This is a genomic window from Microbacterium ulmi, from assembly GCF_011759705.1.
Lineage (GTDB): Bacteria > Actinomycetota > Actinomycetes > Actinomycetales > Microbacteriaceae > Microbacterium > Microbacterium ulmi.
On record NZ_JAAOZF010000001.1, the window covers coordinates 1,091,050 to 1,102,562 of the forward strand.

Here is an 11,513-nt window from a genome sequence, read left to right on the forward strand (position 1 = left end):
CGGCGGGCGCACGGGCGGAGCGAAGCCGTGAGCGCGGTCGTCGTGACGGACATCGCACGCCCCGACCCGGACGTCGTCGCGGCGCTCGGCGAGCACGGCGTCGCGACGGTGCACGAGGCGATGGGCCGTTGCGGACTGGCCGGCCCCGGCATCCGTCCCGTCCAGGAGGGTGCCCGTGTGGCCGGATCGGCCGTCACGGTGCTGTCGTGGCCCGGTGACAACCTCATGATCCATGCCGCCGTCGAGCAGTGCCGGGACGGCGACCTCCTCGTCGTCACGACGACGTCGCCCTCGAGCGACGGAGCGTTCGGCGAGCTCTTCGCGACGGCGCTGCACGCAAGGGGCGTCCGCGGGCTCGTCACGACGACGGGCGTGCGGGATGTCGCAGACCTGCGCGCGATGGGCTTCCCCGTGTGGTCGGGCGCGATCAGCGCGCAGGGGACGGTCAAGGCGACGCCCGGATCCGTCAACGTCGCGGTCGTCGTCGGCGGAGTCGTCGTGCGCCCCGGCGACGTCGTGGTCGCGGACGACGACGGCGTGCTGTGCGTCCCGCGTGAGGACGCCGAGGCCGTCCTCGCGGCCTCTCGCGCTCGTGCGACCAAGGAGGCCGCCGACCGCGCCGCGTACCGCGCCGGCGCGCTGAGCCTGGACCGCAAAGGTCTGCGCCGGTCGCTCGCCGACCTCGGCGTGCGCTACGTGACGCAGGCGGAGCACCGCGATGACGGTCGCTGACCCGATCGACGCCGGCATCCCGTGCATGCTCATGCGCGGCGGCACCTCGAAGGGCGCGTACTTCCTCGCGTCGGACGTGCCCATCGACCCTGCGGAGCGCGACGACCTGCTGCTGCGGATCATGGGCAGCCCCGACCCGACCCAGATCGACGGGCTCGGCGGAGCGCATCCGCTCACGAGCAAGGTCGCGATCGTGTCCACGTCGACGGCCGACGGGGTCGACGTCGACTACCTGTTCCTGCAGATCGCCGTCGACCGGCCCGTCGTCGCCGACGCGCAGACGTGCGGCAACCTGCTCGCGGGCGTCGGGCCGTTCGCGGTGGAACGGGCGCTCGTCGCGGCGGGCGAGGGCAGCACGACGGTGCGGATCCGGCTCCTCAACACGGGCGACATCGCGACGGCGGTCTTCCCGAGCGCGGCCGGACGCGTCGAGTACGACGGGGGCACCCGCATCGACGGCGTCCCCGGCACGGCGGCCGGCGTCGAGATCGAGCTGGCTGCCGCGCCGGGCAAGCGCCTCCTGCCGACGGGCAGCCCCGCGGACGCCCTCGGCGGGCACCGCGCGACGCTCATCGACGCCGGGATGCCCGTCGTGCTCCTCGACGCCGCGGAGCTCGGCGTCGCGGGAGACGAGTCCCCCGCAGAGCTCGAAGCCCGCTCCGACCTCGCCGCCGAGGTCGAGGAGCTGCGGCTCCGGGCCGGGCCCCTCATGGGCCTCGGGGACGTCGCCGCGCAGACGGTGCCGAAGATGATCCTCCTGTCGCCGCCGCGCTCGGGCGGCGCGATCGGCACGCGCGCGTTCATCCCCGCGCGCGTCCACACCTCGATCGGCGCCCTCATGGCGGCATCCGTCGCCGCGGCCGTGCGCATCCCGCACACCGTCGCGCACGGGCTCGCGGCCGCGCCCTCCGATGCAGACGTGACCGACGTCGAGCATCCCGGCGGGACGCTCCCCGCGCGGGTGCGCGTCACGCGCGACGCCGACGGGGCGTGGCACGCGGCATCCCTGTCGCTGCGGACGGCGCGCAAGATCTTCGACGGGCGCGTCTTCCCGCGCCCCCGGCTCTAGGCGCATCGGCGCCGCCGTCAGAGAGGACACGACATGGCCGTCCCGGAGAACTTCGATGTGGCGCATCTCGGGCCCGTCGAGCTGCTCACCCCCTCGTTCGACGAGAGCCTGTGGTTCTTCCGCGACCTGCTCGCGATGCGAGAGGTCGCCCGCATCGGCGACTCCGCGTACCTGCGGACGTGGGACGAGTACCAGCTGTACACGGTCAAACTGACGGCGACGGATGCCGCGGGCGTCGGCCGCACGTCGTTCCGGGCTTCGAGCCGCGACGCGCTCGAGCGGCGGGTCGCCGCGATCGAGGCGACGGGCCTTGGCGACGGATGGACCGACGGCGAGGTCGGCACGGGGCCCACGTTCCTGTTCCGCGACCCCGACGGGCACGCCATGGCGGTCTACTACGAGACCGACCGCTATGTCGCGACCGACGACAGGCCGGCGCTGAAGAACCAGGCCTCCGCGTTCCCCGGGCGCGGCGTCAACGCCCGCCGACTCGACCACATCAACTACCTCGCGAAGGATGTCGAGGCGTGCGGCGCGTTCGTCGCGGACGCGCTCGGGATGCGGGAGTCCGAGCGCATCCGGCTCGACAACGGCCGCTTCGCGGCCTGGTGGTTCCACTTCGGGCTCAAGTCCTACGACGTCGTCTACTCGGACGACTGGACCAGGCACGGCAACCGCCTGCACCACATCGCCTTCGCGCCGGACACGCGCGAGGACATCCTCAAGGCCGCCGACATCTTCCTGGAGAACGGCATCCACATCGAGTCAGGACCCCACAAGCACGCCATCAACCAGACGTTCTTCCTGTACGTGTGGGAGCCCGGCGGCAACCGCATCGAGTTCGCGAACGCCGGGGCCCGTCTGCTGCTCGACCCGGATCAGCCGGTCGTCGAGTGGTCGGAGCAGGAGCGCCGCAAGGGCCAGGCGTGGGGCATGAAGACGATCGAGAGCTTCCACACGCACGGCACGCCCGTCGTGTGACCGCCCGGCCCGGCCCCGGCCGGGCCTCAGCGCCAGACGTCGGCGGCGACGTCGACGACCTCGCGCACCTTCGCCCACTGCTCGTCCTCGGTGAGCACGTTGCCCTCCTCGGTCGACGCGAAGCCGCACTGCGGGCTCAGCGCCAGCTGACCGAGCGGCGCGAAGGCCGAGGCCTCGTCGATGCGACTGTGCACGGCCCCGGGCTCCTCGAGCTCGCCGCTCTTGGTCGTGATGAGACCCAGCACGACGGTCTTCTCGCCCTCGGGAAGGAACCGCAGCGGCTCGAAGCCGCCCGCGCGCTCGGAGTCGTACTCGAGGAAGTAGCCGTCGTACGCCGTGTTGCCCAGCAGCTGCTCGGCCACCGGCTCGTAGCCGCCCGACGAGATCCACGTCGAGCGGAAGTTCCCCCGGCACACGTGGGTCGTGACGACGAGGTCGTCGGGCTTGCCCTCGAGCACGCGGTTGAGCAGCGACGCGTACCGCTCGGCGATGCCGTCGGTCTCGATGCCGCGCTCCTTCGCCTTCGCGAGCTCGACGTCGGAGCACAGGTACGCCCACGCCGTGTCGTCGAACTGCAGGTACCGGGCGCCTGCGTCGTAGAACGCCGCGACGGCATCGCGGTACGCCTGCACGAGGTCGTCGACGATCGCGTCGCGGCCGTCGTAGGCGGCGGAGTCGATGTGCCCCGGCTCGAGCCGGAAGTCGAGGACCGTCGGCGCGGGGATCGTGAACTTGGGCGTCGCGCCCGTCGCCTTCGCGGCCTCCTGCACGGCGCGGAAGTGGCCGAGGAAGGGGTGGTCGCTCGAGAAGCCGATGGGGCCCGACACGTGCACGCCGCGGGGCTTGGTCTGGACACCCTGGAACTGGATGCCGTGATCCAGCTCGACGATGTCGACGCCGTCGAGGAAGCCGAAGAAGTCGAAGTGCCACCACGACCGGCGGAACTCTCCATCGGTCGCGACCTTCAGGCCCGCATCGGCCTCCTTCGCGACGAGGTCCGCGATCGCGGCGTCCTCCACCGCCCGCAGCTGCTCATCCGTCACCTCGCCCAGAGCGCGTCGTCGGCGTGCGTCGGCGACGGCTGCGGGGCGGAGGAAGCTGCCGACGATGTCGGCGCGGAACGGCGGGCTGACAGTCACCGTTCGATCCTACTGACGCCCCTCGCGCACGGCACCCGAGCCGTAACGCGCGGATATCAGAACACGTACTCCATGAGCTCGGTCCCGAGCGTGCGGAACACTTCGTGCGCGCGCACCCTGTGCATGATCGAGAGGTCGTCGAAGCACACGATGAGCGCGTACGAGACGCCGGCCCGCGGCCCCGCGAGAACGCCCGCCTCGACGCGGACGCCGGCATCCCGGCCCGTCTTGTTGATGAACAGCAGCCCGTGCTCGTCGTTCTCGTGCGAGAACGGGTCGAGCCCGGTCGCGGAGGCGACGAGGGAGAGGTCGTGGTTGAGGCTCAGCCACTCCGCGACCTGAGCGCTCACCCCGGGCGAGACCGCCTGCGAGTTGACGAGCGCGGCGAACAGCTCCGCCAGCTCGCCCGCCGAGCCCAGTGCCACGTGCGGGGCGTCGTCCGGACCCCGCTCGTCGCGGAACCCGTCGAGCAGCGCCGTGCGCGACAGGCCCAGCTGCTCGATGCGCGCCCGCACGGCGGGAAGACCGACCCGGCGCAGCAGGGCGTTCGCGGCCAGCGTGTCGCCCGCCGACGCCGTGAGCACCGCGAGGTCGATGACGGGCAGGGCGGGCGCCTTGAGGTGCTGCCACACGCCCCCGACGTCGACGCGCGGCAGGATCGCGCGGTCGATGATCTCGAACCCGTCGAGCGTGCCGGCCTCCATCGCCGCCGCGACCTCGACGAGCAGCGGCACGACCCCGAGCCCCGCGATCGGCAGCGTCACGAAGTCGTCGCCGGCGAGCACCGACGTGCCGCGGTCGAGGTCGTTGATGCGCACCGACACGCGCGCGCCTGACGTCGCCAGCGCGTCGAGCGCCTTGAGCGTCGACGTGAACGACCTGCGTCCGATCGCGGCGCGCTTGGGCAGTCGCCTGCCGCTGCGTCGCGACCCCCGCAGAGAGAGGCCGTCGCGCTTGGGCGGGTCCTGAGCAGGGCGCAGAGCGCCCGTGTCGAAGGGCTCAGGGGGCATGCCCACGGGCGGGGTTCCTTCCGATGCGGTGAAGCGTGGGGAGAGGGTGCGCCGTTCGGCGCGAGTGAGGTGCATCCGTGCTGTTCTGTTGTGTCGTGTCTGTCGTGTCGTGCTCTCAGGAGGATGCCGCGGCCCCCGCGCGCTCGGGACCTGCGGCGGGTGTCACCAGATCGTGACGCGCTGATCCGCGGGGAGCCAGAGCGCGTCGCGCTCGGTGACGCCGAACGCGTCGTAGAACGCGTCGACGTTGCGGACGATCTGGTTGCAGCGGAACTCGTTGGGCGAGTGCGGGTCGATCGTCAGGAGCCGGATCGTCTCGGCGTCGCGGCCCTTCTGCTGCCAGATCTGGCCCCAGCTCAGCAGGAGGCGCTGGATGCCGGTGAAGCCGTCGATCTCGGGTCCCGTCGCGGAGCCCGTCGGCGCGTCGTCTCCGAGCGAGAGCGCATAGGCCTTGATCGCGATGCCGAGGCCGCCGAGGTCGCCGATGTTCTCGCCGATCGTGAGGGCTCCGTTGACCTTGTACTGCTCGTCCAGGCCCACGGGGGTCAGGGCGTCGTACTGCGCGATGAGGTTCTTCGTGCGCTCCTCGAAGGCCGCGCGGTCGTCGTCGGTCCACCAGTCGCGGAGGGACCCGTCGCCGTCGAACCGGCTGCCCTGGTCGTCGAAGCCGTGGCCGATCTCGTGGCCGATCACGGCGCCGATCCCGCCGTAGTTGGCCGCGGCATCCCGATCGGCCTCGAAGAACGGGTACTGCAGGATCGCCGCGGGGAACACGATCTCGTTCATGAGCGGGTTGTAGTACGCGTTGACCGTCTGCGGCGTCATGAACCACTCGTCGCGGTCGATGGGCTTTCCGACCTTGTCGAGCTGGCGGTCGTGCTCGACGACGTGAGAGCGAGCGACATTGCCGACGAGGTCGGTCGCGTCGACCTCGAGCGCCGAGTAGTCCTTCCAGGTCACGGGGTAGCCGATCTTCGGCGTGAAGGCGTCGAGCTTCGCGAGGGCGCGCTCTCGCGTCTCGGCGCTCATCCACTCGAGGCCCGTGATGCTCTGCCGGTATGCCTCGACGAGGTTCGCGACGAGCTCGTCCATCGCCACCTTGGCGGCCGGCGGGAAGTGCCTGTCGACATAGACCTTGCCGATCGCCTCGCCCATCGCGGCCTCGGCGAGGCCGACGCCGCGCTTCCAGCGATCGCGGATGACGGGGACGCCCGTGAGCTGCGTGCCGTAGAACGCGAAGTTCTCCTGCACGAAGTCGTCCGTGAGGAAGGGCGCGGCGGCGTGCACGATCTGGAAGCGCAGCCAGTCCTTCCAGTCTCCGAGCCGCTCCTCCGTCAGAAGGGCCCCGAGGCCCTCGAGGAAACTGGGCTGGTACACGACCACCTCGGCGAAGGCGTCCTCGTGGTGGGGCGCGATGCCCTCGAGCCACGGGCGCAGGTCGGCGCCTGCGAGGCCCTGCAGCTCGTCCCACGTCTTGAGGTTGTAGGTCGCGACGGCGTCGCGGCTCTTGACGTTGTCCCAGTGGTGCGTCGCGAGCTCGGTCTCGAGCGCCACGATGCGTTCGGCCGCGGACGCGGCATCCGCGATCCCGGCGAGCTCCAGCATGCGCTCGACGTGCGCGCGGAACTCCGTGCGCGTCTCGTCGAAGTTCTCGAGGCGGTAGTACGACTCGTCCGGGAGCGACAGCCCGCCCTGCACGAGGAAGGGCACGTACCGGGTCGGGTCGCCCGGATCGGGCTCGACGTAGAGCACGACGAGGCCTGCGACGCCGTCGCGCTCGAGCGAGCCGACGGTGCGCAGGAGCTCGGGGATCGACGAGATCGCGTCGACGGCCGCGAGGCGGGGCTCGAGCGGGGATGCCCCGAGCTCGGCGATGCGCCCCTCGTCCATGAAGCTCGTGTAGAGGTCGCCGATCTTGCGCGCCTCGGTGCCGGGCTCGGCATCCTGCGACTCCTCGACGATCGCGCGCACGTCCTTCTCGGCCTGCTCGGCGATGAGATGGAACGAACCCCAGCGCGCCTTGTCGGACGGGATCTCGGTGCGCTCGAGCCATGCGCCGTTGACGTGTCGGAAGAGGTCGTCCTGGGGGCGGATCTCGGGGCTCAGCTCGTCGAGCTCGAGACCGGAACGGAGGGCGTCGGTCATGCGTTCCAGAATAGGCGTCCGCGGGTGCCGTCGAGACCGGTCTCGCCGCCGAGCCCTGGCCCGCCCGCCGATTCGGGGAGGATCCCCCGCGGCGCCCACCGCCGAGGCCCGTCTCGGCGGCGGGTGAGCCTCAGTACTCCGCGCGGTTGCACGCGGCGAGCCCCGGCTCGCCCGACAGCCGCGCCTTGGTCCATTCGACGAGCTGGGGCACGAGCGGCGAGTCCGGCTCGACGAGCTGCACGTGGCTGCGGCCCGCGTAGAGGCGGTAGTCGACGGGCCTGCCCGCGTCGCACAGGCCCCGCACGAAGGCGTCCTGGGCCGCGGGGGTCACGAGCGGGTCGTCCTTGCCCTGCGCGAGGAGCACGGGCGCCGTGATGGTCGCCGGCGGGATGTTCTCGACGAGTCGCCGGCCGAACGGGCCCTCGTTCGGGCTCTTCGCCATGATCTCCGGGTCGCGCGAGAGTCCCAGCGCCGTGAGCAGGGATGCGAAAACGCCCGGCTCGGCGAGGCACCGCCCCGCCGCCTCGCGCACCGTCACCTCGGCGCCGGGGCGCACGTATTCGCGGAACGTCACGTCGGGGTAGATCGAGGTGAAGCCGGCGATCGCGAACGATCCGAAGATCGATCCGCCCGGCACGTCGGGCAGGGCGTCGATGAGACCGGGGAGATTGGATGCCGGCGCGAGCGCCGCGACGCCCGCGAGCCCGACATCGGGCGCGTACGAGTCGGCGATCGCTCCGGCCCACAGCGCCGCGGCGCCGCCCTGCGAATGCCCCCACGCGACCGTCTGGCCGCCGAGGTCGGCCGCCTCGAGCTGACGCGCGGCGCGGACGGAGTCGAGCGCTGCACGCCCCGTGGGCTGTCCGATCAGGTAGGGATGCGGCGTCCCGGTGCCGAGTCCGATGTAGTCGGTCGCGACGAGGGCCCACCCGTTCGCGAGGATCTCGGGCAGCACGAAGAGGGCGCCCGACTCGAACGGCTCGGCCAGCAGTGAAGGGGCGCACTGCTGCGCGAAGCCCGTCGTGCCGTGCGTCCACTCGATGACGGGCCACTTCCCGAACCCTTCCGCGGGGACCACGACGAGACCGCTCGCGACGGCGGGCGTTCCGTCGCCGTTCGTCGTCGTGTAGAGGATGCGCCACGCGCGCGCCCCCTCGGGCACCTCTCGCGTGAACGGCTCGGAGCGGATCAGCTGCCCGGGCTCGGAGGGAACGGTGCGCGGAGCCGCGTAGAAGTCGTCGGTCACAGGCGCGCCCGAGCGCAGGGCCACGCTCGCGGCGCCCGCGGCCACGGCGAGGACGACCGCTGCGACGGCCGCGATCGTGCGGGTCCAGCGCGAGAGCGCGGAGGGTGCGGCATCCGTCCCCTCGCGCACGGCGCGCGCGCCGCGGACCGCGCGCCACAGCTCGAGCAGGCCCACGATGACCAGGCGCGCGCCGAACACGACGGCGACGATCAGGAGCGTGATGTCGGGCCAGAGCAGGGCGAGCAGGCCGAACGCGACGCCGGCGAGGCCGAGGAGGAGCGCCGCGATCCGCGCGTCGAGGGTCTGCCCGCGGCGGAAGACCGACAGCACCGACAGGACGCCGTTCACGATCAGCGCGACGCCCACCACGAGTGCCACCACGCGAACGGTGAGACCCGGGAACACCAGGACGAACACGCCCGCGACGATCCACAGGACCGCCGCGAGGACGTGCCAGCGCGGGGTGCGCTCGCCCTCCTCGGACTGGCCCCCGCCGACGAGCTCGAGGAGGCCGGCGAGGACGAGTCCCGCGCCGATGAGCAGCGCGAGGACGCCGAGCGAGGTCGTGGGGCGCGTGATGACGACGGCGCCCAGAGCGACGGACGCGAGGCCGACGACTGCGCGCACCCAGCGCGGGAGCCTCGCGAACCAGGGCCGGATGCGACCGCGCGGGATGACGGACTGAGTCATGAGCCCTCCCTCTCGTCGCCAATCTAGGGCCGGCCGCGCCGCCGCTCGTCGCGAAACGCTGCGTCCAGGCGTGCCCGCGACCCATCGTGCGGACGCGGCGGCGCGCGTCCGGCCCTACGGCGCATGGGAGCCGCGCGACGCGCAGCACGCAGGCCGAGCGACGCGCAGCACGCAGGCCGCGCGGGCCGCGCGAGTGCCGCCGTAGGCTCGACGGGTGGCCGCCCGAGAGACGCTGAATCGCGACATCCTGCGGCTCGCCGTGCCGGCCCTGGGCTCGCTCGTCGCAGAGCCGCTCTTCCTCATCGTCGACTCGGCGCTCGTGGGCCATCTCGGCGTCACGCCCCTCGCGGGCCTCGGGATCGCCTCCGCCGTCCTGCAGACGATCGTCGGGCTCATGGTGTTCCTCGCGTACTCGACGACGCCCGCCGTCGCGCGACGGTTCGGAGCGGGCGACACGCAGAGGGCCGTGTCGGTCGGCATCGACGGGATGTGGCTCGCGCTGGGTCTCGGCGCCGTGCTCGCAGTCGCCGGCTACCTCGCGACGCCGACGCTCGTCGCGCTCTTCGGCGCCTCGCCCGCCGTCGCCGAGCAGGCGGAGACCTATCTCGGCCTCTCGATGTGGGGACTTCCCGCGATGCTCGTCGTGTTCGCCGCGACGGGTCTCCTGCGCGGTCTCCAGGACACCGTCACGCCGCTGTGGATCGCGGGCGTCGGCTTCGCGGCGAACGCGCTGCTGAACTGGCTCTTCATCTACGGCTTCGGCTGGGGCATCGCGGGCTCGGCGGCCGGCACGGTCGTCGCTCAGTGGGGCATGGTCGCCGCCTACGCCCTCGTGGTCGGGAGGCTCGCGCGGCGGCATGCGGCATCCATCCGCCCGGAGGGATCTGGCGTGCGGGGCTCGGCGCGCGCGGGGAGCTGGCTGTTCCTGCGCACCGTGTCGCTGCGGATCGCCCTGCTCGCGACCGTGGGAGTCGCGACGGGCCTCGGCACGCACGAGCTCGCGGGGTGGCAGGTCGTGTTCACGCTCTTCTCGACGGCCGCGTTCGCGCTCGACGCGCTCGCGATCGCGGCACAGGCCCTCGTCGGCAAAGGGCTCGGCGCGGGCTCGCTCGACGACGTGCAGCACGTGCTGCGGCGAACGGTCGCGTGGGGCGCATGGTTCGGCGTCGTCGTGGGCGCGGTCATCGGCGCGCTGTCCGGAGTCATCGGGCTGCTGTTCACCGGGGATGCCGGGATCGCGGCGCTCATCCAGCCTGCGCTCATCGTGCTCGCCGTCGCACAGCCCGTGTGCGGCATCGTCTTCGTGCTCGACGGCGTGCTCATCGGCGCGGGCGACGCGAAGTACCTCGCGATCGTGGGGGTGCTCAACCTCGTGCCGTTCCTGCCGGCGCTGCTCGTCGTCGCGCTGACGCACCCGACGGATGCCGCGGGCCTCGCGTGGCTGTCCGTCGTCTTCTTCGGCGTGTACATGCTCGCGCGGCTCGCGACGCTCGGCCTGCGCGTGCGCGGGACGACGTGGACGACCGCCGGAGGCTGACGCTGCCTCCCCCGGAGCACGTCACGCGCGCGCTCCACAGGACGCGACCCGCGTCATCGAACGCTCTGGCGGTCTGGCATCGTGGCGCTCCCCGCCCCACAATGGAAAGGTGCTCACGATGACCGAACCGCAGGTGTGGACACTGATCGGCGTCTTCGCGGCCGCGATGTTCGGGATGATCGCGATCGTCTCGACCCTGTTCGTGAACGTCGTTCGCAGCGAGGTCGGACGACTGAGCACCAAGCTCGACAACCTCGACCGCGACGTCCGGGCGCTCATGCGCCACACCTTCGGCACCGACCGCGGCTGACCGCCGCTGCGGCGCTCACGCCCAGCGGCGGCACCACTCGTACATCACGACGGCCGCCGCGGCGCTCGCGTTGATCGACCGCGTCGAGCCGTACTGCGTGATCTCGACGACTCCGGATGCCGCCGCCAGCGCCTCGTCCGACAGTCCAGGGCCCTCCTGTCCGAACAGCAGGACGCAGCGCTCGGGCAGGTCGGCCTCGTCGACGGCGACGGAGCCTGGCACGTTGTCGACGGCGACGATCGGCAGCTCCGCCTCCCGCGCCCACGCGGCGAAGGCCGCGACATCCTCGTGATGCCGAACGTGCTGATAGCGATCGGTCACCATCGCGCCGCGCCGGTTCCAGCGACGCCTGCCGATGATGTGCACTTCGGCGGCGAGGAACGCGTTGGCGCTGCGCACGATCGAGCCGATGTTCATGTCGTGCTGCCAGTTCTCGATCGCGACGTGGAACGGATGCCGCCGCCCGTCGAGCTCCGCCACGATGGCCGCCAGGGTCCAGTACCGGAACTCGTCGACGACGTTGCGGGCGTCGCCGTTCGCGAGCAGCTCCGGGTCGTAGCGGGGGTCGTCCGGCCAGGCCTGCGGACCCCCCGGCCACGGGCCGACGCCGACGGGAAGCGTCGGCTCGTCGGCGGTCGCGTCGGTCACCATCCG

At 72.2% G+C, this 11,513-nt stretch carries 10 protein-coding genes; 5 read left to right on the forward strand and 5 right to left on the reverse strand.

Annotation, left to right across the window (positions count from 1 at the left end; all coding sequences use genetic code 11):
- Positions 1-27 precede the first annotated feature (27 nt).
- Genes FHS08_RS05200 through FHS08_RS05210 form a run of 3 tightly spaced genes read left to right on the forward strand, consistent with a single transcriptional unit; the run spans position 28 to position 2,782 of the window.
- Positions 28-732 (forward strand): 4-carboxy-4-hydroxy-2-oxoadipate aldolase/oxaloacetate decarboxylase, encoded by a 705-nt coding sequence (locus tag FHS08_RS05200; RefSeq protein WP_167036234.1) that lies wholly within the window; start codon positions 28-30, stop codon positions 730-732.
- On the forward strand, positions 719-1,801 hold the full coding sequence (locus FHS08_RS05205) for a 4-oxalomesaconate tautomerase (RefSeq protein WP_167036237.1): 1,083 nt from the start codon (positions 719-721) through the stop codon (positions 1,799-1,801). Before FHS08_RS05200 ends, FHS08_RS05205 begins: the two co-directional genes overlap by 14 nt.
- A gap of 33 nt (positions 1,802-1,834) precedes the next feature.
- A complete protein-coding gene (locus tag FHS08_RS05210; RefSeq protein ID WP_167036240.1) occupies positions 1,835-2,782 on the forward strand; it encodes a VOC family protein in 948 nt (315 codons plus the stop codon).
- Positions 2,783-2,808: 26 nt separating this feature from the next.
- On the opposite strand, the gene FHS08_RS05215 is transcribed toward FHS08_RS05210, so the two are convergent.
- From FHS08_RS05215 to FHS08_RS05230, 4 genes are all read right to left on the reverse strand, one after another.
- The gene (locus tag FHS08_RS05215; RefSeq protein ID WP_167036243.1) at positions 2,809-3,921 is read right to left on the reverse strand and encodes a 5-methyltetrahydropteroyltriglutamate--homocysteine S-methyltransferase; all 1,113 of its coding nucleotides are present in this window, start codon (positions 3,919-3,921) and stop codon (positions 2,809-2,811) included.
- Positions 3,922-3,977: 56 nt separating this feature from the next.
- Positions 3,978-4,931 (reverse strand): serine hydrolase, encoded by a 954-nt coding sequence (locus FHS08_RS05220; protein ID WP_167039640.1) that lies wholly within the window; start codon positions 4,929-4,931, stop codon positions 3,978-3,980.
- Between the two features lie 162 nt (positions 4,932-5,093).
- Entirely contained in the window at positions 5,094-7,076 is a 1,983-nt protein-coding gene (locus FHS08_RS05225) for a M13 family metallopeptidase (RefSeq protein ID WP_167036246.1), read from the reverse strand.
- Positions 7,077-7,206: 130 nt separating this feature from the next.
- Positions 7,207-9,012: a lipase family protein gene (locus tag FHS08_RS05230; protein ID WP_167036249.1), complete on the reverse strand. Its 1,806-nt coding sequence runs from the start codon at positions 9,010-9,012 to the stop codon at positions 7,207-7,209.
- Positions 9,013-9,226: 214 nt separating this feature from the next.
- On the opposite strand from FHS08_RS05230, the gene FHS08_RS05235 reads away from it, so the two are divergent.
- Both FHS08_RS05235 and FHS08_RS05240 read left to right on the forward strand, forming a co-directional pair.
- On the forward strand, positions 9,227-10,549 hold the full coding sequence (locus FHS08_RS05235; protein WP_167036251.1) for an MATE family efflux transporter: 1,323 nt from the start codon (positions 9,227-9,229) through the stop codon (positions 10,547-10,549).
- A gap of 118 nt (positions 10,550-10,667) precedes the next feature.
- Entirely contained in the window at positions 10,668-10,859 is a 192-nt protein-coding gene (locus FHS08_RS05240) for a hypothetical protein (protein ID WP_167036254.1), read from the forward strand.
- 15 nt (positions 10,860-10,874) lie between these two features.
- Here FHS08_RS05240 and FHS08_RS05245 read toward each other — a convergent pair whose 3' ends face one another.
- On the reverse strand, positions 10,875-11,507 hold the full coding sequence (locus tag FHS08_RS05245) for a TrmH family RNA methyltransferase (RefSeq protein WP_341800315.1): 633 nt from the start codon (positions 11,505-11,507) through the stop codon (positions 10,875-10,877).
- Positions 11,508-11,513: the final 6 nt, after the last annotated feature.

Bases quoted from the DNA above. Each gene is read 5' to 3' on its own strand.
- FHS08_RS05230 (WP_167036249.1), bottom strand. From the start codon at position 9,012: ATGACTCAGTCCGTCATCCCGCGCGGTCGCATCCGGCCCTGGTTCGCG.
- FHS08_RS05225 (WP_167036246.1), bottom strand. From the start codon at position 7,076: ATGACCGACGCCCTCCGTTCCGGTCTCGAGCTCGACGAGCTGAGCCCC.
- FHS08_RS05240 (WP_167036254.1), top strand. From the start codon at position 10,668: ATGACCGAACCGCAGGTGTGGACACTGATCGGCGTCTTCGCGGCCGCG.
- FHS08_RS05205 (WP_167036237.1), top strand. From the start codon at position 719: ATGACGGTCGCTGACCCGATCGACGCCGGCATCCCGTGCATGCTCATG.
- FHS08_RS05220 (WP_167039640.1), bottom strand. From the start codon at position 4,931: ATGCCCCCTGAGCCCTTCGACACGGGCGCTCTGCGCCCTGCTCAGGAC.
- FHS08_RS05210 (WP_167036240.1), top strand. From the start codon at position 1,835: ATGGCCGTCCCGGAGAACTTCGATGTGGCGCATCTCGGGCCCGTCGAG.